This window comes from Accumulibacter sp. (genome assembly GCF_029255145.1).
Taxonomy (GTDB): Bacteria; Pseudomonadota; Gammaproteobacteria; order Burkholderiales; family Rhodocyclaceae; genus Accumulibacter.
Window position 1 is genome coordinate 44,444 of the sequence record NZ_JAPUVQ010000148.1, and the last position, 25,344, is coordinate 69,787.

The 25,344-nt window shown below is 62.5% G+C and carries 20 protein-coding genes; 14 read left to right on the forward strand and 6 right to left on the reverse strand.

All coding sequences use genetic code 11. The features are described from left to right. Window positions 1-168: 168 nt before the first annotated feature. Genes Q1L50_RS18970 through Q1L50_RS18980 form a run of 3 tightly spaced genes read left to right on the forward strand, consistent with a single transcriptional unit; the run spans window position 169 to window position 3,384 of the window. Complete coding sequence (locus tag Q1L50_RS18970; RefSeq protein ID WP_300341796.1) at window positions 169-2,034, forward strand: hypothetical protein; 1,866 nt, start codon at window positions 169-171, stop codon at window positions 2,032-2,034. Between the two features lie 22 nt (window positions 2,035-2,056). Next, a complete protein-coding gene (locus Q1L50_RS18975) occupies window positions 2,057-2,458 on the forward strand; it encodes a GtrA family protein (RefSeq protein ID WP_300341798.1) in 402 nt (133 codons plus the stop codon). Between the two features lie 5 nt (window positions 2,459-2,463). Next, a complete protein-coding gene (locus Q1L50_RS18980; RefSeq protein WP_300341800.1) occupies window positions 2,464-3,384 on the forward strand; it encodes a phosphatase PAP2 family protein in 921 nt (306 codons plus the stop codon). Between the two features lie 212 nt (window positions 3,385-3,596). Here Q1L50_RS18980 and Q1L50_RS18985 read toward each other — a convergent pair whose 3' ends face one another. From Q1L50_RS18985 to Q1L50_RS19010, 6 genes are all read right to left on the reverse strand, one after another. Beyond that, complete coding sequence (locus Q1L50_RS18985) at window positions 3,597-5,171, reverse strand: NAD(P)/FAD-dependent oxidoreductase (RefSeq protein WP_300341802.1); 1,575 nt, start codon at window positions 5,169-5,171, stop codon at window positions 3,597-3,599. A gap of 342 nt (window positions 5,172-5,513) precedes the next feature. Then, window positions 5,514-5,792 (reverse strand): DUF4351 domain-containing protein, encoded by a 279-nt coding sequence (locus tag Q1L50_RS18990; RefSeq protein WP_300341804.1) that lies wholly within the window; start codon window positions 5,790-5,792, stop codon window positions 5,514-5,516. Between the two features lie 19 nt (window positions 5,793-5,811). Further along, window positions 5,812-5,943, reverse strand: coding sequence for a hypothetical protein (locus Q1L50_RS18995; RefSeq protein ID WP_300341805.1), 132 nt, complete (start codon window positions 5,941-5,943; stop codon window positions 5,812-5,814). 149 nt (window positions 5,944-6,092) lie between these two features. Further along, on the reverse strand, window positions 6,093-8,636 hold the full coding sequence (locus Q1L50_RS19000) for a DEAD/DEAH box helicase (protein ID WP_300341806.1): 2,544 nt from the start codon (window positions 8,634-8,636) through the stop codon (window positions 6,093-6,095). Window positions 8,637-8,751: 115 nt separating this feature from the next. After that, entirely contained in the window at window positions 8,752-9,387 is a 636-nt protein-coding gene (locus Q1L50_RS19005; RefSeq protein WP_300341808.1) for an HAD hydrolase-like protein, read from the reverse strand. 132 nt (window positions 9,388-9,519) lie between these two features. Beyond that, window positions 9,520-11,835 carry a Tex family protein gene (locus tag Q1L50_RS19010; protein WP_300341810.1) on the reverse strand — a complete coding sequence of 772 codons (2,316 nt, stop codon included), beginning with the start codon at window positions 11,833-11,835 and terminating at the stop codon, window positions 9,520-9,522. Window positions 11,836-12,080: 245 nt separating this feature from the next. Here Q1L50_RS19010 and fliW point away from each other — a divergent pair, with 245 nt between their 5' ends. From fliW to Q1L50_RS19065, 11 genes are all read left to right on the forward strand, one after another. Continuing rightward, a complete protein-coding gene (gene fliW, locus Q1L50_RS19015; RefSeq protein WP_300341812.1) occupies window positions 12,081-12,509 on the forward strand; it encodes a flagellar assembly protein FliW in 429 nt (142 codons plus the stop codon). A gap of 293 nt (window positions 12,510-12,802) precedes the next feature. After that, complete coding sequence (locus Q1L50_RS19020; RefSeq protein WP_300341813.1) at window positions 12,803-14,467, forward strand: methyl-accepting chemotaxis protein; 1,665 nt, start codon at window positions 12,803-12,805, stop codon at window positions 14,465-14,467. A 109-nt stretch (window positions 14,468-14,576) separates the two neighbouring features. Then, window positions 14,577-15,545 (forward strand): chemotaxis protein, encoded by a 969-nt coding sequence (locus Q1L50_RS19025; RefSeq protein ID WP_300341815.1) that lies wholly within the window; start codon window positions 14,577-14,579, stop codon window positions 15,543-15,545. Window positions 15,546-15,571: 26 nt separating this feature from the next. Further along, on the forward strand, window positions 15,572-16,510 hold the full coding sequence (locus tag Q1L50_RS19030; protein WP_300341816.1) for a chemotaxis protein: 939 nt from the start codon (window positions 15,572-15,574) through the stop codon (window positions 16,508-16,510). Between the two features lie 21 nt (window positions 16,511-16,531). After that, on the forward strand, window positions 16,532-16,921 hold the full coding sequence (cheY, locus tag Q1L50_RS19035; RefSeq protein WP_295507459.1) for a chemotaxis response regulator CheY: 390 nt from the start codon (window positions 16,532-16,534) through the stop codon (window positions 16,919-16,921). Window position 16,922: 1 nt separating this feature from the next. Next, window positions 16,923-17,783 carry a protein phosphatase CheZ gene (gene cheZ / locus Q1L50_RS19040; RefSeq protein ID WP_300341819.1) on the forward strand — a complete coding sequence of 287 codons (861 nt, stop codon included), beginning with the start codon at window positions 16,923-16,925 and terminating at the stop codon, window positions 17,781-17,783. A gap of 10 nt (window positions 17,784-17,793) precedes the next feature. Continuing rightward, the gene (locus Q1L50_RS19045; RefSeq protein WP_300341821.1) at window positions 17,794-19,710 is read left to right on the forward strand and encodes a chemotaxis protein CheA; all 1,917 of its coding nucleotides are present in this window, start codon (window positions 17,794-17,796) and stop codon (window positions 19,708-19,710) included. A gap of 173 nt (window positions 19,711-19,883) precedes the next feature. After that, window positions 19,884-21,023, forward strand: coding sequence for a flagellar biosynthesis protein FlhB (flhB, locus tag Q1L50_RS19050; RefSeq protein WP_300341822.1), 1,140 nt, complete (start codon window positions 19,884-19,886; stop codon window positions 21,021-21,023). Further along, window positions 21,016-23,103: a flagellar biosynthesis protein FlhA gene (gene flhA / locus Q1L50_RS19055; RefSeq protein WP_300341824.1), complete on the forward strand. Its 2,088-nt coding sequence runs from the start codon at window positions 21,016-21,018 to the stop codon at window positions 23,101-23,103. Before flhB ends, flhA begins: the two co-directional genes overlap by 8 nt. Further along, window positions 23,100-24,461 (forward strand): flagellar biosynthesis protein FlhF, encoded by a 1,362-nt coding sequence (gene flhF / locus Q1L50_RS19060; RefSeq protein WP_300341826.1) that lies wholly within the window; start codon window positions 23,100-23,102, stop codon window positions 24,459-24,461. The genes flhA and flhF overlap by 4 nt, the downstream gene beginning before the upstream one ends. Then, on the forward strand, window positions 24,454-25,338 hold the full coding sequence (locus Q1L50_RS19065) for an AAA family ATPase (RefSeq protein WP_300341827.1): 885 nt from the start codon (window positions 24,454-24,456) through the stop codon (window positions 25,336-25,338). The genes flhF and Q1L50_RS19065 overlap by 8 nt, the downstream gene beginning before the upstream one ends. Window positions 25,339-25,344 lie beyond the last annotated feature (6 nt).

Genomic DNA, 25,344 nt, shown 5'->3' on the forward strand with positions numbered 1-25,344 from the left:
TTCCGCGATCCGAGGTCCGACCCTCGGTCACGCCAACCCTGCCAGAAAAGTCCGATCCAGCGACTGCGAGTGCCTAGTCCTTTGAGCTCTCAATCCTTCTCTCACAGCGCGGAGAACATCCCCCTCTCCCTCGGTCGATCCGCGGCAAGTCGCTACCTTGATTCCTTGGTGCTTGCGCTGCTGGTCGCGGTAAGCTGGATTGCCATGCATCGCTATCAGGGAATATGGCATGACGGGGTTCTGTACGCAGGACAGGCTATTTTTCGACTGGATTCCGTTCCGTTTGCCAAGGACTTGTTTTTTGCCTACGGATCGCAGGATCGCTTCACTGCGTTTCCCGCGATTTATGCGTTGGCGATTGATAACCTTGGGCTGCCGCTCGCTTCGATGTTGCTGCTCGGAATGGCGCATGTGGCCTGGGTTGCAGCGGCCGCTTTCTTATTGCGGGAAATTCTAAGCGGGCTGGCTTTCTGGCAGGCGCTGATACTTCTCGCCGTGCTTCCGGCAAGCTATGGATCCATGGGGATTTTCTCGTACAGCGAAACCTTTCTTACCGCGCGTATCTGGGCCGAACCTCCCGCTCTTCTGGCCATTGCCTGCATTTTGCGTGGCTACCGAATCATGGCCATATTGAGTCTCGTCTTCGCGGCTGCCATGCACCCTGTCATCGCGTTTCCCGCTGTACTCTTTGTTTTCTTTTTCGGATTTCAGGGTCGTCACCAGCTGGTCGCTATCGCGTTTGGCTTTGCAGGGCTGGCGATACTCAATGCGCTGGAGATTCCCCCCTTTGCCTATTTGACAAAAGCAATGGATCCGCTATGGTTACGGCTGTCGACAGGCCGTAGCCCCTTTGTGTTTCTCGACCACTGGACAGTTGACGAATACCTCGAACCCAGCTTTCTTGCCCTGTTGCTTGCCACTGCTGCTGTTGTCTCGGTGCGGGGAAATCGCCGCCTGTGGTGGTCTGCTCTTGGAGTGTTCATTGTCGGCATGGGACTGGCGCTCATGGTGGTCTATTGGCCCGGTACGCTCTTGATTCAAATGCAGCCTTGGCGCGTTCTGTGGCTGACAAAGATACTCGCCATAGCCGCTGGAATGAGCTTGTTGAAGGATATGTGGACGGTTTCGCCTTACAATCGCTTCCTCCTTGGCGCGTTGGCCGTCTGTGCATTCACACTTGATCCGACAAGGCTGGTCTGCGCTGTTCTCTTGTCTGCGCTCATTATTGCTCGCCATCGCTTCAGCATTGAGCCGAGACTGCCTTCATGGCTGTCACGGTTGGCCTGGGCTGCCATTCTTCTGGTGGCGGGCGAGAAAATCTTCTGGGCGATCTGGCTCTCTTGGTTTCCCATTGATTTCAACTTCCCAAGCTTGTCGAACCGGGCACTTGTTTACCGTGTTTTCCTCGTTTGCCAAGAGACCGGGTGGTTCGTCTTCCCGCTGGCGTTATTTGGCAGCTGGTGGTTGCTCCAGCGTCGTTGCTCAAGCGGTGGCCGGGTGGTGTTGCTGCTGGTCGCCAGTGTGTCTCTACTCTTTTTTGCTACTCATTGGCAGCGAACCAGTCGCTACCAAGCGGCGGAAGACGAGCTCCGACAAATTGGACACGCGGAGCTGGTTCACATCATTCAGCCACCCCATTTGACCTATTGGGGCTCGGGTCTTGAAAACCTCTGGTTTGTTCTTCACCGCGGAAGCTACGCTTCTACTCTGCAAGCCGCTGGCGTCATTTTCTCGCGACAGACAGCACTCGAGGCCGATCGCCGCCTGGCACGGTTGAGGGTTCTAGGCTTGCCGGATTCCCGCTTGGATTGGCTGAGCAAGACCGGCGGTGAGTCTCGGGAGGTGGCGCCGAGCATTGATGGCATTGTTCATCTCTGTCACGATCCAATCCTCGACTTCGTCGTGTTGTCGAAGCCCGTGGCGGGAGTGAGCCCGATGAAGACCGGGCGGCTGGCATCTTCATACGGCGAGTTCTATATTTATGCCTGCGAATCGCTGCGGGCCTTCCCTGATACATCTTTCTCTGGTAGTTGACGTTATGCCGATAAAGCCAATTATGCGCCAGTTTGCTCAATATGTCGTGGTGGGTGGCCTGGCTTTTGTTGTCGATATCACGGCGCTTTTCTTGCTAACCGAAAGAGTCGGGCTCCACTACCTCGCTTCTGCGTCAATCTCTTTTCTCCTGGGGCTGGCGACCAACTACCTGTTGTGTGTCGCTTGGATATTTGATTATCGTGCTCTGGAAAACCGCGTGCAGGAGTTTGCAATTTTCTCTCTAATTGGTATCCTGGGCCTGCTGCTCAACAATCTGCTTATTTTCGCTTTTACCGAGTTTCTCGGTTTTTATTACCTGTTGTCGAAGGCGGGGGCTGCGCTGCTCATACTGTTTTTCAATTTTTTTCTCAGGCGCTTGTTGTTGTTCTCCGAAAGAAAAAAAACGCAGTGGGACTCACTGTGAGGCATTTGCTGACGATTGAGAGGGTGGCGTTTGCGAGTCTGTTTTTCGCAGCTGGAACGGCCTCTATTTTTCGGCTGCAATTCTATTTTCCTTCGCTTGATTCGGCATGGTTTGTCTTGCACCACTATCTTGGGCCGGTGCTTCTCCCAGCCATTGTCTTGCCGGCGGTCCTGTTTGTTAAAGTGCGCGCGCGCACATGGGCTAAGGCTGTCTTTCTGCTCCGGTTACGGGGGGTTGGCGCGTTTGCCTTGATTGTCTATCTGCATTTCAACTTCAAGCTGTGGGCACAACTTATAAACCCTAAGCTTTTTGACGACGTGTATATGGGAATTGACGAGAAATTTCGATCGGTTGTGAACTGTGCATTTGCACTTTCAGTTTTCTATCGGAGCGGTCTTATTTATTTTCCTCATGCGTATCACCAGATATTCATTTCCATGTTCGTGCTTTCATTTTTTGTCCACGGTATGCAATCGGATCGGCTAGGATTTGACCGTCTATTGCTTGCTGTCGCTCTAGTCCTGGCCCTTGGGGGTGTCTCCTATTTTGTCGCGCCGGCTTTCGGCCCGTTCGTCTTTGAAGCGGGTGACAGTCCGGCGGCAGGAGCTATCCAGGCGGTTATGGCGTCATTTCAACAGGGATTTCGAGAAAGCCGTGGTGCCGATTACGATTCGACCTACTTCGTTTCGGCACTGGCGGCCATGCCTTCATTGCATTTGGCCCATGCATTGGTTTTTCTTTGGTTTGCGTTGCGCCATGCACGTTGGCTTGGAGTCATCTACATGGTGCCGGTGAGCTTTATTGCTGTTGAAGCTGTTGCCGCGCGGTGGCATTATTTAATTGATCTTCCTGCCGGGCTGATCATTGCTCTTGTCGGGATTTTTCTGGCCAACCGCCTCATTCTTCCACAAGCAGATTCACCGTGACTGTTCACTCCTCCCTTAGGAAAAGCCGCGACGGACATGATTTTTCGGAAACATTCTCGATCTTGACGACTATCGGCCACGATGATCTCGCCAGCAACCCCGAGTTTTCAAATGCCTGATAGATTTTGCAATCCACACTGGCAGCGTTTGTGCCTCGTTCAGGCACGGCATCAACGCCAAGCGGCTATAGTACTCGCAGAAGCGATTCGGGGTCACTTGCCAGGCGAACGTTCGCGGCTCTCTTCGTGGTAATCGTCGTCGATGTTGACCGCCCAGATCGCCGCCTTGTCCACCCTCCCATCGAGAATCGCCTCGACCGCCAGCTTGGCGGTCAGCATCGAGTGGTCCTGATTGTTGTAGCGGTGCATGCCGTTGCGCCCCACCAGGTAGAGATTGCCAAGGCTATCCAGCCAGTCGCGCACCACCGGGAAGTCGACGTAGGCACCAAAATAGGCCGGGTATGTCTTCGGAACGTGAACCACCGTGCCGTCGAGCACGTCGGCTCTGTCGATCATGCCGATCCGTTCGAGTTCTTCGGCGGCGAAGTGCAGCATCTGATCATCCGGCATGGTCCACAAGTCGTCGCCTTCCTGGCAGAAGTACTCCAGCCCGAGCCAGATCTGGTCTGGTCGCGCCAGCAGGTCAGGGCTCCAGTTGTTGAAGACCTGCAAACGGCCGATGCGCACATCGGGTTCCTGGATGTAGATCCAGTTGTCCGGCGGCATGTGGTTGGCACGACTGCTTTTCGCCTGCGGGTTGGCACGCATGCGCGACAGCAGCAGGCCGACGGTGATGAAGTCCCGATACGGTAGCGCGGCGGCAATCGTGCCGATGGCCGGCGGCGCCGGCGGCAGCAGACCGGCTACGAGGTCCTTCACCGACATCGTGGAAATGACGAAGTCAGCAGCTATTTCTTGCTCTTGCCCAAGGGCATTGGTGGTCAGTACGGCGGTCACGGATCCGGCGACGTGGCGAACGCCGACGACCTGGCGAGCGAAGTGAATGTCTCCACCGCCGGCGACTACACGGCGTGCGACCTCCTGCCAAAGCTGCCCCGGTCCGAGGCGCGGGTAAAGAAAGCTCTCGATCAGGCTGGTACTGGTCGTCCGGTCGTTGGCGGCCTTGCCCTTCCGCAAGGCGTGCTTGATGGCCTCGATCACCGATAGCCCCTTGATGCGCTGGGCGCCCCATTCGGCGCTGATCTGGCTGCACGGCACGCCCCAAACCTTCTCGGTGTAGTCCATGAAGAATGTGCGATACAACTCGCCGCCGAAGCGATTGACGAGGAAGTCCTCCAGCGAGCGGACGTTGCGACGTGGGAACAGCGTGGCCCATGAATAGCTGAAGCCGATCCTGAGGAGGCGTATCGGGCCGAGATTCGCCAGCGTCGTGCCGTTGAGTTTGATCGGATAATCGAAGTACTTGCGCAGGAAATAGATCCGTGATAATCGCCGACGTACGAGCATGTTCAGACCGCGCTCGCCGGCGGCCGCTCCGTCGGTCGCGATCTTTCTGCGCTGGCTCTGATAGGCAATTTCAACGGTGTCGTCTGCGGCGGCAATCGGCAGGATTTCTCGCCACCAGTTCATCACCCAGTCCGATTTGGAGAAGAAGCGATGACCGCCGATATCCATGCGGTTGCCCTTGTACTCGACGGTACGCGAAATGCCGCCCACCTGATCGCTTGCCTCGAAGACGATCGGCGTCATCCGTCCGTCTCGGATCAGTTCCAGCGCGGCCGTCAGGCCGGCGGGCCCGGCACCGATGATTGCTACGATAGGCTTCATTGACTGATGCGCTTGTCGAAAAGGGAAAGGTGCTCGGGTGAGCAACTGGAGGGGAAAGGTCTAGGCAGACAGTGGTTGCGGCACGGGTTGCCGGGAAATCTCGAAGCCGGGCAAGCGATAGTGTTGTCAACACCACATCGAACGTACTTCTCTTTATTTTTGGTGGTGCTTGGTCTGGAGGGCTTGGTCATGGCATCGGTAGGTTGGCGTTGAGGTTTGGCGTGGGCCGTCAGAGGCGCCGGCTATCCGGGCGCGTGTCGTCAAGGTCAAGAATCATGCTGGCAACTCTTCTGGCCGATTGGTCTGCCGCTGCGTTTGCGTGCGGACGAGGCGCTCGAAGGCTTATCCATTCTGTGTCGGCCTAAATACGGAGGCCACATCCGGCGCGGTGATTGCTGCGTCGAACCAGGCTTCGATCTGTTCGAGCTTAGCCGCTGCTATCTGCTCGACAATGGCCGTAGGGATCGGACCAAACCGCTGGGAAAGCAGGCGTTGCAGAGCGAGAGCCTCGCCTTCGATCTTGCCCTCGATCTTGCCCATTTGCAGGCCTCTTTGCTCGCCGAGCAGCACGCCTTCGGCCACCGCCTTGGCTGTCCATTGATCAATATTCGTTTCCAGCATTTCGGTTCCCTTCAACATGTCATCCCGGGCGCAGCGTGCCGTAGTCCAGCAGTTCGCTCACGCCGGGCGGGGCAAAGACCTCCAGCAACTCCCGCACCAGATCGGCGTGCGAGAAAAGGTACTTGTAGCCCGTGTCGTGAAGGTGAACCATGGCCTTGATTGTAGCGCCTCGGCAAGGGCCAGCAAAGCCAACGGAAGGGTGCTGGCGGGACCGCGCGGGGAGCCGGCAGGATCGCCCCCAAAGCGTGCTCCTGCCGGGTTTTCGCGTTCACGCTGCACGGGCCGCGCTGGCCGGCGACTCTATCTCCGCTGGCCGAATAGACCCAACAGCCCTTCGGCCAGGCTCTGAACGGTTTGCGCGTCAGGTACCGGCAGCCTGAGATAGCGCTGGCCGGTCGCTGGGTCGGTCTGTACCAGGGTCGATTCACGCTCGCCCTGCGACGCGGCCGCCAGTTCACCGAGCAGCTGTGCGCCGGCCGCGAGCAGCGGTGCCCACGGATTGGCGGCGCCCGGCGGAGTCACTTCGCTGGAGCGCTGCTCGGTCTGCTCCGACCGCTCCAACGGAGGGCTGGGCTCGTTGCCAGGCAGTCCATCGGCTTCGCCTCCGGCCGCTGGCGCCGCGCGGCCCGCTGGATCGCCGGCTGCGTCTTCGTCCGGGTCGGAGCCGCCGGTGGCCGCCAGCGGCGGCGTGTCCTGCCTGTCGTCTTCGCTGGCAGCCGGGGCCTCGACGCCACCGGTGGCCTGCTCGACCGCCTCCATGAACTTGGACAGGCGGGTGCCTTGCAGGGCGACCTCGCTTTCGCCGCCGTCGAGGACGCCGGCGAATAGCGACTGCTTGAACGCCAGGACCGAAAGCATCCCTTCTTCGATGGTTCCGCGGGCGACGAAGTTGATCACTTGCACGCCGCGGGTCTGGCCCAGCCGGTGCACGCGGCCGATGCGCTGTTCGAGTACCGCCGGATTCCACGGCAGGTCCATATTCACCACGACCGCCGCGGCGTGCTGCAGGTTGAGGCCGACGCCGCCGGCATCGGTGCTCAGGAACACCCGGCAGGCGGGGTCCCGGTTGAAGCGGTCGACCAGCGCGCCGCGCTTGTCGCCAGCGACGCCGCCGTGGAACAGCACATGCTCCCAGCCGCGCTCGCTCAAGCGCCGGATGATCAGCTCGTGGGTGCGCAACCACTGGCTGAAGACGACGACCTTCGCTTGCGGGTCGTCGAGGATGTCGTCGAGCAGCGCCGCCAGTTCGTCGGCCTTGTAGCCATGGTCGGTCTGGTGGTCGAGCAGGAAGGTGCTGTTGCACGACATGCGCATGTTCTGCAACGCGCAGCGCATTCGCAGCTGGTCCTTTTCGGAGAGAAAACCGGTGTGGCGCCAGCGCTGGACGATGCGTGCCACCTGCAGGCGGTTTTCTTCGTGGTGATCCGCCTGCTGCGGCGTCATCGGTACGAACAGCGTGTTGTCGACGCGCTCGGGGAGTTGTTCGAGCACCGCCGCCTTGCGCCGGCGCAGCATGATCGGCGCCAGCGTCTGGCCGATCTGTTGCAGATTGTGGTAGCCGATGACGCGGCCGCGCTCGTCGCGCTGCTGGTGTTCGTCGAGCAGCCGCCAGGTCGGCCCGAGGCGATGCTGGTCGACGAACTGGACGATCGAGATCAGTTCCTCGAGCCGGTTTTCCAGCGGCGTGCCGGTCAGCACCAGCGCGTAGGTGCTGTCGATGCGCTTCAGCGCGCGCGCGGCGATGGTGTTCCAGTTCTTGATCCGCTGCGCTTCGTCGACGATCACCACGTCCGGCGCCCACGCCTGGATCAGGTCGAGGTCGCGGCCGAGCGTTTCGTAGTTGGTGATCTTGCAGAAGTCGTCCTGCGCATAGCGCGCCTGGCGGACCGCGCGCAGGCCGCCGATCACCGTCGCGCGGCGCTCGCTGAAGCGCGCGATCTCGCGCTCCCATTGGTGCTTGAGCGAGGTCGGGCAGACGATCAGCACGCGCTCGGCGGCAAAATGCCGGGCGAACACTTCCATCGCGGCGATCGCCTGCACGGTCTTGCCGAGGCCCATTTCGTCGCCGATCAAAGCCCGGCCCGCGCGCGCGGCAAAGAGCACGCCCTCGCGCTGGTACGGATACAGCGCCACCTTGAGCAGTGTCTGCAGGTCGGGGCTGTCAGCACCCATCGGATAGAGGGCGGCCAGCGTCTTGCGGCGCGCCTCGCCGTCGCGGACTTCGGCGACGAAGGCCAGCGCGTCGTCCTGGCAGCGCAGTTCGTGGGCGGCGGCGCGGACGCTTTCGATGAACTCCGGGAGATAGGCGAAGCGTTCCGGCGACAGTTGCCAGCCGCTGGCGGGGTCGAACAGACGGTCTACTGCCGGCCGCAGCTCGGTGGGAAAGTCGCTGCCGAGACGCAGGCGGACGCGCCGCTGCCCGGCGTAGTCGAGAAACAGCTCGCTGAACGATCCGGCAAAGCCGCGTCCGAGTGCCGCCTGGCCCGCCGGCTGCGCCGTGAGTTGCGCGAGGGTGAATTCGATGTGCTTGCAGGTTCCGAGATCGTTGGTCGCGAAATCAGGGCACGAGCAGCGGTTGTCGCCCGCCTTGGCGCCGCGGATGACGACCCGGTAGCGGCGGCCGCTGTCCGGGTTGAGCACGGCGAAATCGGAGAACACCGGATCGTCGTCGAGGTTCTCGAAGTCGAAGCGCTGCTCGCGGCCGAATTGCCGGCGCAAGGCTCGTTGCCAGTCATCCGTCGGCAGGTCCGCGGGTTTGCGCTGGCGCGACAGACGAGGTTCGGCAGCGGCGCGGGAAGCAGTCTTGCGATCTTTGGCAGCGGCTGGTCCGGAGGTCTTGGTCATGGTATCGGCGGGAGTGGTGGGGGATGGTCGGGAGCGCGCCGCTGGTACGCGGCCGCTGCCGATTATATAGCCTTCGCGCAGCGCTGCAGGCGGCCAAGGGCGCTGGCCGCCGCGGTCATTGCGTCAGGAAGGCGATCAGCTCGCGCGGCGTCGCGAGGCAGCGCATGCCGGTCGCCGGAAAGCTGCCGTAACCCCAGCCGACGGCGGCGAAGGGCAGGCCGTTGGCGTCGGCGGCGGCCTCGTCTTCGGGCGTGTCACCGACATAGATGCTGTTTCGCGCGTCCAGCGCCTGCTCGGCGACGAGGTGGGCGAGCATCGCCGTCTTGTCGGGCAATCGCGGCGTTTCGCGATCCAGCGCGTACACCGCCTCGAAGTACTTCTGCCAACGCAGGTGCTGCAGAATCAGGCAGGTCGGCAGATAGCGCTTGTTGGTCGCCAGAAAACACCGCGCGCCAGTGGCTGCCAGCGCTTCCAGCAGTTCGGGGATGCCGGCGAAGACTTCGCTGGCCTGGTAGCCCGTGCTGTCGTAGTGGGCCTTGAAGTGCTCGGCGAGCGAATCGAGCAGCGCCGGGTCGCTGCTGCCGGTCAGTTCGCGCAGTGTCTCGGCAAGCGGCGGACCGATGCGCACCGCCGACAGCGCGATCAGCGGCTGCATCGCTCGTGCCGCCAGTGCCTTGCCGAAGGCGTCCAGGATGGCGGCGCGGGAGTCGATCAGCGTGCCGTCGAGGTCGAAAATGATTGACTGAAACATGGGGCGATCCGATCAGGGTCCGTGGTGCCAGGTCCGCGTAGGCAAACACTTCGAGCTGCGCAGTCGCGGCGTGCACGCCGCCAAGCTGGCTTGGTTCACGCCAGCTGCAGCGCCGCTGCGGCAGGTCCTCATTCAGCGCTTCAGGCGGGCAAAGGCGCTGGCCATGGCGCCGCCCACTTGCGGCTGGTTCTGCTGGCGTTGCCGGGCTCTTGCCGACGCCGGGGCCGGGCCGCCGCCGATCTTCGGAACGCTCGGGAGGTCGTCGGACAGACGCATGCTGAGCGCGACGCGCTGGCGCGCCAGGTCGACCTCGATCACCTTGACCTTGACCACGTCGCCGGCCTTGACTACCGTGCGCGGGTCCTTGACGAACCTGTCGGCAATCGCGGAAATATGTACCAGCCCGTCCTGATGGACACCGATGTCCACGAAGGCACCGAAGTTGGCGACGTTGGTGACGACGCCTTCGAGGATCATTCCGGGCTGCAGATCCTTGAGCGCCTCGACGCCTTCCCTGAAGGCGGCGGTCTTGAACTCCGGGCGCGGGTCGCGGCCCGGCTTTTCGAGTTCCCTGAGGATGTCGCGCACGGTCGGCAGGCCGAACCGGTCGTCGATGTATTTCTCGGGGGCCAGCGCCCTGAGCAGCCGGGTGTCGCCGATGCACTCGCCGATGCCTTTCCTGATGTCGGCGAGAATGCGCTCGACCAGCGGGTAGGCTTCCGGGTGTACCGCCGAACTGTCGAGCGGATTATCGCTGTCGTTGACCCGCAGAAAGCCGGCTGCCAGCTCGAAGGTCTTGTCGCCGAGACGGGGAACCGCTTTCAGCGCCTTGCGGTTGGCGAAGGCGCCGTGCGCGTCGCGGTGGGCGACGATGTTCGCTGCCAGCGTCGGGCTGAGTCCGGACACCCGGGTCAGCAGCGGGATCGAGGCGGTATTGACGTCGACGCCGACGGCGTTGACGCAGTCCTCGACGACGGCGTTGAGCGCCTTGGCCAGACGGGTCTGGCTGACGTCATGCTGGTACTGGCCAACGCCGATCGACTTCGGATCGATCTTCACCAGTTCGGCCAGCGGATCCTGCAGGCGGCGGGCGATCGACACCGCGCCGCGCAGGCTGACGTCGACGTCCGGGAATTCGCGCGACGCGTACTCCGACGCCGAATAGACCGAGGCGCCGGCCTCGGAAACGACGATCTTGCGCAGGTGAAGATCGGGCTGCCGCTCGATCAGCTCGGCGACCAGGCGGTCGGTTTCGCGTGAAGCGGTGCCGTTGCCGATGCTGATCAGGCCGATCTGGTGTTTGCGTGCCAGCAGGGCCAGCTGGTGCAGCGCGCCGTCCCAGTCGCGGCGGGGCTCGTGCGGGTAGATCGTGGCCGTTGCCAGCAACTTGCCGGTGGCATCAACGACGGCGACCTTGACGCCGGTTCGCAAACCGGGGTCGAGGCCCATGGTGGCGTGCTTGCCAGCGGGTGCGGCGAGCAGCAGGTCGTGCAGATTGGCGCCGAAGACGCGGATCGCTTCGGCTTCGGCGCGCTCGCGCAGAGCGTTCATCAGATCCAGTTCGAGGTGCAGCGAGACCTTGATCCGCCAGGTCCAGCGCACGGTGTCGGCGAGCCACTTGTCGGCCGGTCGGCCGCGGTCGACGATTCCGAAGCGGACCGCGATGCGTGTTTCGCAGTGATTGGCCGCGCCGGCTCTTTCGTCGAGCTCGCTGTCGAGCACCAGCGCCAGTTGCAGCATCCCCTCGTTGCGGCCACGGAACAGCGCCAGGGCGCGATGCGAAGGGATCGCCAGAATCGCTTCGGAGTAGGCAAAATAGTCTTGGAACTTGGCCGCTTCGTGCTCCTTGCCGGCGACCACGCCGGAGCGCACGCTGCCGTGCGCTTCGAGATGGCCGCGCAGTTCGCCGAGCAGTCCGGCGTCTTCGGAGAACTGCTCCATCAGGATCTGGCGGGCTCCGTCAAGGACGCTCTTGAGGTCGGCAAAGCCGGCTTCGGCGTTGAGGTAGCGCGCCGCTTCGGTTTCGGGGTCGAGCGTCGGGTCGGCCAGCAAGGCTTCGGCAAGTGGCGCCAGGCCTGCCTCGCGGGCGATCTGCGCCTTGCTGCGCCGCTTCGGCTTGTACGGCAGGTAGAGGTCTTCGACGCCTTGCTTGGTTTCGGCGGCGCCGATCGCGGCGGCCAGTGCGGGTGTCAGCTTGCCCTGTTCGTCGATCGACGCGAGGACGGCGCTGCGGCGGTCTTCGAGCTCGCGCAGGTAGGCCAGGCGTTCGTCAAGCAGCCGCAACTGGATGTCGTCGAGCCCGCCGGTCACCTCCTTGCGGTAGCGGGCGATGAACGGCACGGTCGCTCCTTCGTCGAGCAGTGCGGCGGTGGCCTGAACCTGTGCCGGGCGGCAGCCAATTTCTTCGGCAATCTTCTGGGCGATACGTTGTTCGGTCTGAGAAGGCATCAATGCGTGAGGGCCGCTGCGCGGCAGGCTGAAAAGAGCGCGAACTATGCAGAATCAGGCGACAAAACTCAAGGCCGGCGAGCTTTCGCGACTCTCCGGGAGACTGACTGGCGGTCAGCCAGTCGTCGCGGCCGTCCCGAATCGGCCGCGAGCGAGCGGCGCGCCGATCGAATTGCCGCTGCCCTGCGAATCGGGTTAAATTGCTGCTCTTGGCAACTGGGTGCCGCATCGGTCAGGGAGACCCCATGAAAATCGATCTGGAACGTTTTGGTCTCACGGATGTGCCGGTCGATCCGGACACCATCTTTACCTTCGCCGAGGGGCTCGCAGGTTTTGCCGAATGCCGGAACTTCAAGATCTTTCACGAGGAAGGCAAGGCGACGGTCTTCTGGCTGCAGTCGCTCGACGACCCGCGCTTGATGTTCCCGATCGTGCCGCCGGAGGTACTCGACCTCGAATACCAGATCGAACTTTCCGACGCCGACTGCGAGCTGCTCGGGTTGGAGCATGCCGAGGACGCGGCGGTGGTGGTGATCGTTTACCGTGATCCGGCCGAGGGGGGCAAGATCGCCGCCAACACGCGCTCGCCGATCATCCTCAATCCGCGCAATCGGCGGGCGATGCAGAAGGTGTTGCAGGAAGTGCATCCGACGCTGCTCTACCGCGCTCGTTGACGCGCCCTGCGGGAGGGCGACGAGGCTCCGGGTCCGTCGCCGAAGGCGCAAGCGCCGGCGGCACCTCTGACGCCAGACGCCACTTGATCCCGCTGCGGTGGCTCGGCGCGCGCCGCCTGGCGGGAGATCCGCGGCGGCCCAAGTGCGCCATCTATACGGCAAACCCCGAAGTATTTTGTGGTACATACTAAAGAAAGGGCGGCTTGTGCCGTAGACCACCGTAATGGCGAGATGGTCGGCGATAACTGGGAGGAGCAAAGATGGGCGGAGTCGCTTGGAAAATTCGTGCCGTAATGTTGCTTCAGGTCGCTGCGGCTGCCCTGGCGGCCTGGCTGGCGACCGCCGTTTTCGGTGGCGGCATCAACGCCTGGCTGGTGGCGGTGGGTGTCCTGGTCCTGCTGTCGCTGGCGCTCGGATTTCTCCTGGAGAGCAATCTCGTCGGCCGGTTGAGGGCGCTGCGCGAAGTTCTGGCGGGAATGTACAGCGATGGTGACCTGACCAGGCGAGCGCCGGTGCAGGGCAAGGACGAAATAGCGGCGGTAGCCGCCGATTTCAACCTCTTGATCGGCAGCTTCGCGACGATCGTTGGCAAAGTTCTGTTCAACTCGGTCGAGGTGGTGAATGCCTCCAAACAGCTGATGGCCGACGCCAACCGGGTGTCGTCCGGGTCGAATCAGCAACGCGACGCTGCCCTGGCCACTGCCAGCGCAATGGGCGAGTTGACCGAGAACATGAATCAGGTCAGTCAGAGCGCCAGCGAAACGGCGACCATTTCGGAAACCTCGAACAACTTGTCCACCGAAGGGATGCGGATCGTCCATAGCGCGTCGGCAGAGATGGAGCAGATTGCCGCCTCGGTGACCCAGTCGGCGAAAGTGGTGTGCGCTCTTGGCGATCGTTCAAAGGCGATCAGCGGCATCGTCCAGACGATTCGCGAAATCGCCGACCAGACCAATCTGCTGGCGCTCAATGCGGCGATCGAGGCGGCGCGTGCGGGTGATCAGGGACGCGGGTTCGCGGTGGTCGCTGACGAGGTGCGCAAGCTCGCCGAACGCACGTCACACGCGACGGGAGAAATCAGCCAGATGATTTCAGCGATTCAGGGCGAGACGCAGAGTGCGATTGCGAGTATCGAGGCCGGTAGCGGCCAGGCCCGGAATGGCGCGGAACTTGCACAGCAGGCAGCGGAGTCGCTGGAACGGATCAACAGCGGCGCCCGCGCGACGATGGAGAAGGTCGAGTCGATCGCCGCGGCCGTCGCCCAGCAGAGTCGCACCGGGCAGCGGATCGCCGACCACGTGCGCCGGATCAAGGACATGGCTGACACCAACAACGGTGTTGCTGCCGAGACGCTGGTGGCGGTCGACCACGTGGAATGCCTGGCCGAGAATCTCCGGGAAATCAGCAACGTCTTCAAGCTTGGCGCGTTGGGCGACCAAGCGCTGGCGACGCACAGCAGAATGCCCGACATCGTCAAGCAGGCAGCGCTCAGCGTCGGGCAGCTTTTCGAAAGAGCGATCGCTGCCGGCAAGATCAGGATCGAGGACCTGTTCGACGATCGCCACCAGCCGATCGCCAACACCCGGCCGCAAAAGTTCAAGACGCGTTTCGACGATTTCACCGATCAGAACGTGGCGCCCCTGCAGGAGAGCGTATTGGAGCAATGCAAGTGGGCGGTGTACGCGATTTGTATCGATCGCAACTGCTATGTGCCAACCCACAACCGCAAGTTTTCGCAGCCGCTGACTGGAGACGAGAAGGTCGATTTCGTAAACAACCGTACCAAGCGGATTTTCGACGACCCGGTGGGCAAACGCACCGGCACGCACGAGCAGCCTTTCCTCCTGCAGACCTACCGGCGCGACACCGGCGAGGTGATGCACGACATCTCGGCGCCGATTACCGTCAAGGGCCGTCACTGGGGTGGTTTCCGTATTGGTTACAAGACCGAGGTCTGACCCGGGACGCGGTGTCCGCAGTCGGTGGTCGATCACCACTCGGCCGCGCCGATTGAATTGAGGTGTCCGCGGCAAGGCTGGTACTGGTCCGTGCGCGAAGGAAAGAACAATGTCCGACCTATTGAAGAATATCGACGCCCGCACCAAGCTGGCGGGGACCAACAAGCTGGAGATCCTGTTGTTCTCGCTCGGTACCGATGCGCGTACCGGGCGGCAGGAGACCTTTGGCATCAATGTCTTCAAGGTCCGCGAGGTGATGCGTACGCCGCCGATTACCGCCGCGCCGGAAATGCCCGCATCGGTCGAGGGAATGGTCAGTCTGCGCGGAGTGCTGGTGCCGGTGGTCGATCTGGCCCGCTACGCCCGCATCGACACCCAGACGCCGCGCTCGATCATGATCGTCACCGAGTACGCCGGTCATACCCAGGGTTTCCTGGTCGAGGCGGTGGATACCATTCTCCGCCTCGACTGGAGCCAGATGCGGGTGCCGCCGGCGATGCTGATGGCCGAAATGGGTGGCCTGGTGACCGCGGTGACCGAGTTGTCGGACGGTCGTCTGGTGATGTTGATGGACGTCGAAAAGATCCTTTCGGAGACGACGAAATACGACGACGAGGTCGTCTTCCGCAGTATCAAGCCGCTGGGGAAACCCGAATTGACGGTGTTCTTCGCTGACGACTCGGCGGTCGCACGCAAGCAGATCGAGCGGACGCTCGACGCAATGGGGGTCAAGTACGTGGCGTCGATCAATGGCCTCGAAGCCTGGGACGAACTCGCGAAAACAGCGGCCTACGCGCTGTCGGCGGGCCAGGAGGTCACCGACCTGATCAGTCTGGTGTTGACCGATATCGAGATGCCGGAAATGGATGGCTACATCCTGACCAAGAAGATCAAGTCCGACCCCCGCTTTGCCGGTGTACCGGTGATCATGCATTCCTCGCTGTCGGGGATGTCGAACCAGCAGTTGGGCAAGTCCGTCGGGGTCGACGAGTACGTGCCCAAATTCGAGCCGCAGCGCTTGTCCGAGACGCTGGCGCGACGGCTGCTGGGTCCGCTCCCGGCGCTGCCGTTGACCTGATTTCGCGATCTCTCTGGAGCGATACGATGGATGTGGCAGAAAGAAAAAACCTGCTCGAGGGCGTTGACGCGAGGACCCGGCTGGCCGGGTCCAACAAGATGGAGATCCTGCTGTTCTCGCTTGGCACGCGCGAGACCTTCGGGATCAACGTCTTCAAAGTGCGTGAAGTCGGGCGCACGCCGCACATCACCAGGACCCCGAACATGCCGCGCGGGGTCGAAGGGCTGATTTCCCTGCGCGGCAACGTCATCCCGGTGTTGTCGCTGATCTCCTTCCTCGACCACAAGGATCAGCCGCTCGAGCACGGCAAGACGATGATGGTCGCCGAGTACTCCAAGCGGACGCTCGGCTTTCTGGTGCACGAAGTGGATCGGATCATTCGGGTCGACTGGGAGAAGGTCAAAGCGCCGGAAAGCGTTCTGTCGACCAATCAGGGCCTGATTACAGCGATCACCGAACTCGAAGACGGCAAGCTGGTGTCGATTCTCGATGTCGAACAGATTCTGGCCAACGCTTTCGGCGAGGCGATCATCGTCGATATCCAGCCGGCCAACGTCGGCGAGGACGTGGGCGTATTTTTCGCCGACGATTCGATCGTCGCCCGGCGGAAGATCGCCGAGGTCCTTGATAAGCTGGGCGTCAGGCACAAGCATGCCACCAATGGTGCCGAGGCGTGGAGCCGCCTGCAGGGAATTGCCGCGCACTCCAGTCAGACCGGCAGAGGTGTGCGCGACGAGTTCCGCCTGATTCTGGTTGACGCCGAGATGCCGGAGATGGATGGCTACGTCCTTACCAAGAACATCAAGAGCGATACGCGTTTTTCCGGCATTCCGGTGGTCATGCACTCGTCTTTGTCGTCCGAGGCCAATCGGGCGATGGGTGCGGCCGTCGGCGTCGATGCTTACGTTGCCAAATTCGACGCCGAAGCACTTGCCGATACGCTGCGCCCGTTGCTCGAGCGCTGAGAGAACAACCAGGAGTCAAGCATGGCTGATCCGAAGATGAGAATTCTGGTGGTGGACGATTTCTCGACGATGCGCCGTATCGTCAGAAATCTCCTCAAGGAACTGGGTTTCTCGAACGTAGACGAGGCCGAGGACGGCGCGATCGCGCTTCAGAAGCTGCAGGCAGGGGGGTTCGAGTTCGTCGTTACCGACTGGAACATGCCGAATATGGACGGTCTGCAGTTGCTGAAGGCGATTCGCAGCGCGCCGGCACTCAAGCACCTGCCGGTGATGATGATCACCGCCGAGGCCAAGAAGGAAAACATCATCGCCGCGGCACAGGCTGGTGCCAGCGGCTACATCGTAAAGCCCTTTACGGCAGCGACGCTGGCCGAGAAGCTGCAGAAGATCTTTGACAAGATGGGTGGCTGAGATGAGCGACGCCAACACCTCGGGTGACTCGAAGGAGCTCGAAGACCTGTTCGACAGTATTGCTGCGGGAGCCTCTCCGGCAGCGCCTGCCGCGCCAGCGCCGGTCAAGGCATCGTTGATGCAGCAATTGCGCGAGGTCGAGGGCGAGGTCGACGACAGCGACGAGTTGCAGGCCCTGTTCGAGGCCGTGGTTGCCGCTCAGCGCACCGACGCCGCGGCACCCGCGGAGGACGCACCAGAGCCTGGGCCGGCCGGCAACGACCGGGTGTTTCAACGCGTTGGCCAGATGGCCAGGCAGTTGCACGACACGCTCGGCGAACTCGGCTACCACGCCATTCTCGAGACTGCCGTAGCCGGAATTCCGGACACCAGGGATCGGCTTACGTATATCGCCAACCTCACCGAGCAGGCCGCCTGCAGGGTGCTGAACGCAACCGACATTGCCAACCCGCTGCAGGACGAACTGGAGGCGGGTTCGGCTGCGCTGGCGGCGAAGTGGGATGCGCTGTATGCCAATCAGATGGGCGTTGACGAGTTCAAGCGCCTCGCCGAAGAAACGCGTTCTTTCCTCAAACAAGGTTTGCCGCGGAAGACCGAAGCAACCAAGGCGCAGTTGCTCGAAATCATGATGGCGCAGGATTTCCAGGATCTTACCGGGCAGGTGATCAAGAAGATCATCGCCGTGGCGCAGGAACTCGAGGCGCAACTGATGGGGGTGCTGATCGAGACCATGCCCGGGGAGCGGCGGACCGAATCGGTGATGAGCCTGCTCAACGGGCCGGTGATCAACGCCGAGGGGCGCAGCGACGTCGTCGCCACACAGCAGCAGGTCGACGACCTGCTCGGAAGTCTGGGATTCTAGGAGGTCCAGGATGAGTGAATTTGCCGGGATGGAAGACCTGCTGCAGGATTTCCTGCAGGAAGCCGGTGATCTGCTGTCGGATGTGGACAACAAGCTCGTTGATCTTGAGAGGAGCCCCGGCGACGCCCGCTTGCTCAACGACATTTTCCGTGGCTTCCACACCATCAAGGGCGGTGCCGGTTTTCTCAATGCGGTCGAACTGGTGACGCTCTGTCACCTGACCGAGAATCTTTTCGACAAGCTGCGCAACGCCGAGCGAAAGCTGACACCGGGGTTGATGGATACCATCATGGCGGCGACCCAGGGCGTTCGCAACATGTTTGGCGAGATCGCGCAGGGGCGGCAACCGGCCCCTGCTCCGCCCGAAGTGACGGCCGCCCTGCGCGCTGCACTGGTCGATGAAGTCGTCGGGAGCCCTGGCGCAGCGCTTGCTGCAGAGTTGGCTGCCGCCCAGCAGTCGGCGGCGGGTCCGGACTGGCAGGCGCTGCATCAGGCCGTGGTCGGCCAGACGGTAGCGCCAGCGCCGGTGACTACGTCCGGCGCGCCCGCCGTACCGGCGGCGTCAACCGAGCCAGCTAAGGCCGTCGATGTAGCCAAGCTGCAGCCGCATTTCCCGCCAGAAGGGCGTCGCGCGACAGACAAGCCGGGCGCTGCGGTGAGTGGCGCCACATCCGGTCGCCGTGCGGAAGAGAAGGGCGCCGCTCGCGAGACGACGATCCGGGTGGATACCGCGCGCCTGGATCAAGTGCTCAACCTGTCTGGCGAGATCGGGCTGACCAAGAACCGGCTCACCAGTCTGCGGGCGGACATTCTCGCCGGTAGAAACGACACCGAGACGCTGCAGGCGCTCGACCAGGCAGTCAGCCAACTCGACCTGCTGGTCTCCGACTTGCAGAATTCGGTGATGAAGACACGGATGCAGCCAATTGGCCGGCTGTTCCAGAAGTACCCGCGAATCGCGCGCGATCTGGCGCGGCAGCTTGGCAAGGACGTTGAACTGGCGCTGGTCGGCGAAGAAACGGAAGTCGACAAGACGATGATCGAGGATCTGGCTGATCCGTTGGTGCACCTCATTCGCAACGCGGTCGATCACGGTGTGGAGTCGCCAGAGCAGCGGCAGTTGGCCGGCAAGCAGGCGAAGAGCGTGGTCCGTCTCGAGGCGCGTCAGGAAGGCGACCACATCGTCTTGATCATTGCTGACGATGGTCGTGGCATGAACCCTGAGCGGATCAGGGCAAAAGCGATCGAAAAGAACATCATCAGCGAAGAGGAGGCCAATACCCTTGACGATCGGCAGAGCCTGAATCTGATCTTTCTGCCCGGTTTCTCGACCATGGCGCAGGCCTCGGCGGTATCGGGCCGTGGCGTCGGGATGGATGTGGTGAAGACCAACATCCAGAAACTCAACGGTTCGATCGAAATCCGCTCCGAACTGGGCAAGGGCTCGGTATTCATCATTTCGCTGCCCTTGACCCTGGCGATCCTGCCGGTTCTGCTGGTGCTCCTGGGTGAGCAGCCGTTTGCCTTGCCGCTGGCCATGGTCAGGGAAATCCTGCCGATCGACCACGAGCGGATGCAGGAGGTTGGCGGCAAGGAGACGGTTGTCGTACGAGGTGAAATCCTGCCGGTGATTGCCCTCTCGCGGTTGCTTGGCTGGCCGCAGGTGCAGCGACCCGAGTACGGCGTCCTGATGCAGACCGCGGAGCGCAGCTTCATTCTCGCGGTAGACAACTTCGCCGGCCGTGACGACGCCGTGATCAAGGCGCTTGACGATTTCCGGCCGCGCGGGGTTGCCGGAGTGACGACGCTATCGAATGGGCAAATCGTGCTGATTCTGGATATGAAGGAATTGCTCGCCGATCTGACCGCGCAAGCAGACCGCGATCAGCGCAATGCGCCCTCACGGGCACTGGAGTTCTTCAGCTGATCGCGCAGCGGGAACTTGTCGCAGGGGGCTACGGCCCCCTGTTTGTTTTTGCGCCCCTGCGACAACTGTTGCGCATCCGCCACTATCCAAGAATTGGCCTAAATAAGATCACATACCGCTCTATTTATTAAAGTTTTTTCCTATAATAGCCACGATTCCACTGGAAACTCGAAATGGCAGAGGAAAGTGACCTCGAAAAAACCGAAGCCGCCTCATCGAGACGCCTCGAACAGGCGCGCGAGGAGGGGCAGGTCCCGCGCTCGCGGGAGGTCGGCACCTTCCTGATCCTGATTGTTGCTGCGGCGGCGTTCTGGCTGGTCGGCCCGTGGATGGTGCAGCGCGTTTCCGGGATCTTCCGCCGCGGCTTGCTGGTCGACCAGGCGCTGGCGCGTGAGCCTGCGCTGATCCTGGTTCGACTGGCCGATATCTCGATCGATGCCCTGCTGTCTTTCGCGCCGCTGTTCGGGGCCCTGATTGCTGCGGCGCTGCTCTCGCCGTTTTTTGTCGGTAGCTGGAACTTCTCTCCCAAGGCTCTGCAGCCCGATCTGGGTCGCCTGAATCCGCTCCAGGGCCTGGCGCGCCTCGTTTCCTGGAACGGACTGGTCGAACTGCTCAAGGCGGTGGTCAAGTCGTCGCTGATTGGTGGCGTTGCGGCCTGGGTTCTGTGGAACGAGAGTGGCGATCTGCTGGCGATGTTCGCCCAATCGATCGAAGCCGGTCTGGCGGCGGCCGGTCACTTGCTCGCTTTCAGTTTTCTGGCGATCGTTTCGGCGATGCTGCTGATCGTCGCGGTGGATGTCCCTTTCCAGATCTGGCAGCACCACGACAAGCTCAAAATGAGCCGTCAGGAAGTCAAGCAGGAAGGCAAGGAGCTGGAAGGCAACCCGGAGGTCAAGAATCGCATCCGCCAGTTGCAGCGTCAGGCGGCCCGCAAACGGATGATGGCCGCCGTCCCTGCCGCCGACGTGATCGTCACCAACCCCAGTCACTACGCGGTGGCGCTGGCCTACCAGAGCGGCATGGGGGCACCGAAACTGCTGGCCAAGGGAATGGGCGAGCTGGCCCTCAAAATCCGCGAGGTGGGTGCCGAGAACGGTGTTCCGATGGTCGAGGCAGCGCCGCTGGCACGCGCGCTCTATCGGCACGTGGACTTCGACCAGGAAATACCCGCCGCTCTGTACGCGGCCGTCGCCGAGGTGCTGGCCTATGTCTATCAGCTGCACAGCTGGCGTGCAGAGGGTGGCAGCTATCCACTACCGCCACGCGACATTTCGGTCCCGGTCGAACTCGTCCCGGAGGCGCTGAATGGCTAACGCCGGCGTCGTCGCGCTACAGGATCTCTTCGCTCGTTTTGGCCAGCGGCAACTGGCCGGCCCGGTGTTGATTCTGGCGATCCTGGCAATGATGGTCTTGCCCTTGCCACCTTTTGCGCTGGATCTCTTTTTCACCTTCAACATCGCCATTTCGGTAATCGTCATGCTGGTTGCCATGAGCGTGATGAAACCGCTGGATTTCTCGGTTTTTCCGACGGTGCTGCTGGTCACCACGTTGTTGCGCCTGTCGCTCAACGTTGCATCCACACGCGTCGTTCTGCTTGACGGTCACAATGGTCCGGGCGCGGCCGGGAAAGTCATCGAAGCCTTCGGACATTTTCTGGTCGGCGGTAATTACGCGGTTGGACTGGTGGTGTTCACGATCCTGGTGATCATCAACTTCGTGGTCATCACCAAGGGTGCCGGCCGGGTCGCCGAGGTCGCCGCACGCTTCACGCTCGACGCCATGCCGGGCAAGCAGATGGCGATCGATGCGGACCTCAACGCCGGGCTGATCGGCGAGGACGACGCGCGCAAGCGCCGGGCGACGATCGCCGAGGAGGCCGATTTCTTCGGCTCGATGGACGGTGCGTCGAAGTTCGTTCGTGGCGACGCGGTCGCCGGCATCCTGATCATGCTGATCAACGTTATCGGCGGGCTCTTCGTCGGCGTCCTCCAGCACGATCTGGACATTGCCACCGCCGCCAAGACCTATACGCTGCTGACCATCGGTGATGGTCTGGTGGCGCAGATTCCGGCGCTGATCATTTCGATTGCCGCGGGCATGGTCGTGACCCGCGTCGGCGACGATCAGGATGTTTCGCAGCAGTTCGTCTCGCAGGTGTTCAAGAATCCCAAGCTGCTGCTCCTGACCGCCGGGATCATCGGTTTGCTGGGCCTGATCCCCGGCATGCCGAACTTCGTTTTCCTATTGCTGGCCGGCGTTCTGGCGGCGCTCGCCTGGCGCCTCGAGAACAGCCAGCGCGCAGCGGCGCCACTGCCGGTGGCTGCGGCACCGTTAGCCGCACGCGAAGGCCAGGAGGCCAGCTGGGCCGACGTCACGGCGCTCGACGTGCTCGGCCTGGAAGTCGGCTATCGGCTGATTCCGCTGGTCGACAAGGCGCAGGACGGCGAGTTGCTGCGGCGTATTCGCGGCATCCGCAAGAAGTTCGCGCAGGAGGTGGGGTTCCTGGTGTCGCCGGTACATATTCGCGACAATCTGGAACTGAAACCGAATGCCTACAAGATCCTGCTGAAAGGCGTCGAGATCGGCGAGGGAGAAGCATTTCCGGGCAACCTGCTGGCGATTAACCCGGGTCGGGTCGCCGGGCAAGTTCCGGGAACGGTCACCAAGGACCCCGCCTACGGTCTGCCGGCGGTGTGGATCGACGCGAGCCTGCGCGACCAGGCGCAGGCCTACGGCTATACCGTCGTAGACGCCAGCACGGTGACCGCGACGCATCTCAATCAGCTGATTCTCTCGCACGCCGCCGAGCTGCTCGGGCGGCAGGAGACGCAGGCGCTGCTCGATCATCTGGCCAAGGAGATGCCCAAACTGGTCGAGGACGTGGTGCCCAAGGTACTGCCGCTGGGGGTCTTCCAGAAAGTGCTGCGCAACCTGCTCGAGGAGGGCGTCCATCTTCGTGACATGCGCACAATCATCGAAACGCTGGCCGATGCCGCGCCGCGTTCGCAGGATCCGGAAATACTGACCGCGCAGCTGCGGATTGCGCTGGGTCGCGCGATTGTCCAGGAGCTGTTTCCGGGGGCTGCCGAAATGCAGGTGATGTCGCTCGACCCGCAACTGGAACGTATCCTCTCGCAGGCCGTCGCCGGTGGTGGCGATGGTGCCGCGATCGAGCCAGGCCTGGCCGATACGCTGGTCCGAGAAACGGTGGCGGCGGCGCAGCGTCAGGAAGACGTCGGATTGCCGACCGTTCTGCTGGTTCCGGGCAACCTGCGCACGCTCTTGTCCCGCTTTCTGCGTCGCAGCATCTCGCAGCTGAAGGTTCTCGCCCACGGCGAGGTGCCTGAGAACAGGATCATTAAGGTTACCTCTATCATTGGAGGCAGGGTATGAACGTCAGGAAATTCATCGCCGCGACCGCGCGCGATGCCTTGCGCAAGGTCAAGGAGACTCTGGGACCGGACGCGATCATTCTGTCCAATCGCGGTATTCCGGGAGGCGTCGAGATCATGGCGGTGGCGGCTCGCGACATGGAGATGATGGTCCCGACGGCCGAGCGTCAGGCGCCGCCTCGCAACAAGGAGGCGGCAGTGGCGCCGCCAGTCGAAGCGACCGGCGGGCGCGGGCCGGCGCTGGCGCAGCCGCCAGCGCCGGCGCTGGCCAAGGCGTCGGCGCCAGCCAGTCCGCCGCCGCTTCGTCCATCGGCGCCGCTGGCAGCACGACCGATGCCGCAGGTCGAGCCGCAGCGGCCGCAGCCGCGGGGCGCTGCGCCGGCGGAGGTGGTTCCCGCCGCGGTGATGGACGAGATTCGCAGCCTGCGACGGATGGTCGAACGACAACTGGCCGGCTTTGCCTGGGGCGAGTCGACACGCGCGGCACCGGTCAAGACGGAGATGCTCCGCCAGATGCTCGATGCCGGGTTTTCGCCGCAATTTGCCCGCGAGTTGCTGGCTGATCTGCCGCACGATCTCGATGCCGGGAACGCACTGGCCTGGGTCAAGGGTGGCGCCGACCGCGGTATGCTTACCACCAGCAGCGAGACCGACATTGTCGACCGCGGTGGTATCTACGCGCTGGTCGGGCCAACCGGAGTCGGCAAGACGACCACCACCGCCAAGCTGGCCGCACGCTGTGTGCTGCGCCACGGCGCCCGGAAACTCGCTCTGGTGACCACCGATGGTTATCGGATTGGCGCCCACGAGCAGTTGCGAATCTACGGCCGTATCCTGGGCGTGTCGGTGCACCTGGCCAAGGATGCGGACGACCTGCGGGCGACGCTGAAGGACTTGCGGCACACCCATATGGTGCTGATCGACACCATGGGGATGAGCCAGCGTGATCGCCTGGTCAGCGAGCAGGTGGCGATGTTCGGCGACAACGACGTCAAGTCGTTGTTGCTGCTGTCGGCGACCAGCCGGGGGGATACGCTCGATGATGTGGTCAGGGCGTACAGCGGCCTGCAGCATCTTGCGGGCTGCATTCTCACCAAGGTCGACGAAGCGGCGAGTCTGGCGTCGTCGCTCGATGTGATCATTCGTCATCGCCTGCGCCTGTACTACGTCTCGAACGGGCAGCGGGTGCCCGAGGATCTGCACCTGCCGAATCGCCCCTATCTCCTGCACCGGGCGTTCAAGGACTTGCCGGAGAGTTCGCCACATCGCCTGGACGGCGTCGAGCCGGGCCTGCTGATGGCCAGCGCCGCTTGCACGACGCCGTCCGGAAACATTTCTGCGGGAGGTCATCGTGGCTGATTTTCGCGGCGATCAGGCAGCCGGACTGCGGCGCCTATTTGGCCGTCCGCAACTGCGGGTGGTGACCTTTGTTGCCGGTAGTGTCGGTGTCGGCAAGAGCGTCGCGGTGGCCAATCTGGCCGCTGCACTGGCGCGTCAGGGTCGGGACGTGCTGGTGGTGGACGAGAATACGGGCGACAACGTCGCCGCGTACTTCGGCGCCAGGGCACGGCACGATCTCCAGCAGGTGATTGATCGGGAAAAAGCCCTCTCGGAGGTCATCGTGCCGGTAGCGCCCGGGGTGCGGGTACTGCCTGCGGCCCGGGTGGTCGGCCAGCTTGCCAGTCTGAGTGCTGCCGAGCAGCGGATCCTGCTGGAGAGCCTTGGCGACATCGGTCGCCCGGCCGATGTCGTTCTGGTCGATGCCTCGCTCGATCACCCGCTGGGTTTTTCACCCCTGGGTCTTGCCGCGCAGGAGGCGGTGATCGTCGTCGCGCCGAATGGCGCTTCGATCACCGAGGCTTACGCACTGATCAAGAAGGTCAGCCTGGCTTACTCACGCAAGCATTTCCGGATTCTGGTAAACAAGGCCAGGACCGCCAGCGAGGCGCAGGCGGTTCATGACAATATCGCCGAAGTGACCCATAGTCGCCGGTTGGCTCGTCTCGATTATGCTGGCTACGTACCGCTCGACGAGCATCTGCGGCAGGCTTCCCGGCTGTGTCAGGCGGTTATCGGGCTGTTTCCGGATTCGCCGGCGGCGATCGCCTACCAGGCCGTTGCCGGCGACCTGCTCGGCTGGCCGACGGCCGACAACGATGTCGGCGGCCTCGAACATTTCGTGCAACAACTGCTACACTTGAGCCAACGTATAGACCCAACGGCTATCTACGCCTGATAGCTC

Bases quoted from the DNA above. Each gene is read 5' to 3' on its own strand.
- Q1L50_RS18975 (WP_300341798.1), top strand. From the start codon at position 2,057: ATGCGCCAGTTTGCTCAATATGTCGTGGTGGGTGGCCTGGCTTTTGTT.
- Q1L50_RS18985 (WP_300341802.1), bottom strand. From the start codon at position 5,171: ATGAAGCCTATCGTAGCAATCATCGGTGCCGGGCCCGCCGGCCTGACG.
- Q1L50_RS18990 (WP_300341804.1), bottom strand. From the start codon at position 5,792: ATGCTGGAAACGAATATTGATCAATGGACAGCCAAGGCGGTGGCCGAA.
- Q1L50_RS18995 (WP_300341805.1), bottom strand. From the start codon at position 5,943: ATGGTTCACCTTCACGACACGGGCTACAAGTACCTTTTCTCGCACGCC.
- Q1L50_RS19000 (WP_300341806.1), bottom strand. From the start codon at position 8,636: ATGACCAAGACCTCCGGACCAGCCGCTGCCAAAGATCGCAAGACTGCT.
- Q1L50_RS19005 (WP_300341808.1), bottom strand. From the start codon at position 9,387: ATGTTTCAGTCAATCATTTTCGACCTCGACGGCACGCTGATCGACTCC.
- Q1L50_RS19010 (WP_300341810.1), bottom strand. From the start codon at position 11,835: ATGCCTTCTCAGACCGAACAACGTATCGCCCAGAAGATTGCCGAAGAA.
- fliW (WP_300341812.1), top strand. From the start codon at position 12,081: ATGAAAATCGATCTGGAACGTTTTGGTCTCACGGATGTGCCGGTCGAT.
- Q1L50_RS19020 (WP_300341813.1), top strand. From the start codon at position 12,803: ATGTTGCTTCAGGTCGCTGCGGCTGCCCTGGCGGCCTGGCTGGCGACC.
- Q1L50_RS19025 (WP_300341815.1), top strand. From the start codon at position 14,577: ATGTCCGACCTATTGAAGAATATCGACGCCCGCACCAAGCTGGCGGGG.
- Q1L50_RS19030 (WP_300341816.1), top strand. From the start codon at position 15,572: ATGGATGTGGCAGAAAGAAAAAACCTGCTCGAGGGCGTTGACGCGAGG.
- cheY (WP_295507459.1), top strand. From the start codon at position 16,532: ATGGCTGATCCGAAGATGAGAATTCTGGTGGTGGACGATTTCTCGACG.
- cheZ (WP_300341819.1), top strand. From the start codon at position 16,923: ATGAGCGACGCCAACACCTCGGGTGACTCGAAGGAGCTCGAAGACCTG.
- Q1L50_RS19045 (WP_300341821.1), top strand. From the start codon at position 17,794: ATGAGTGAATTTGCCGGGATGGAAGACCTGCTGCAGGATTTCCTGCAG.
- flhB (WP_300341822.1), top strand. From the start codon at position 19,884: ATGGCAGAGGAAAGTGACCTCGAAAAAACCGAAGCCGCCTCATCGAGA.
- flhA (WP_300341824.1), top strand. From the start codon at position 21,016: ATGGCTAACGCCGGCGTCGTCGCGCTACAGGATCTCTTCGCTCGTTTT.
- flhF (WP_300341826.1), top strand. From the start codon at position 23,100: ATGAACGTCAGGAAATTCATCGCCGCGACCGCGCGCGATGCCTTGCGC.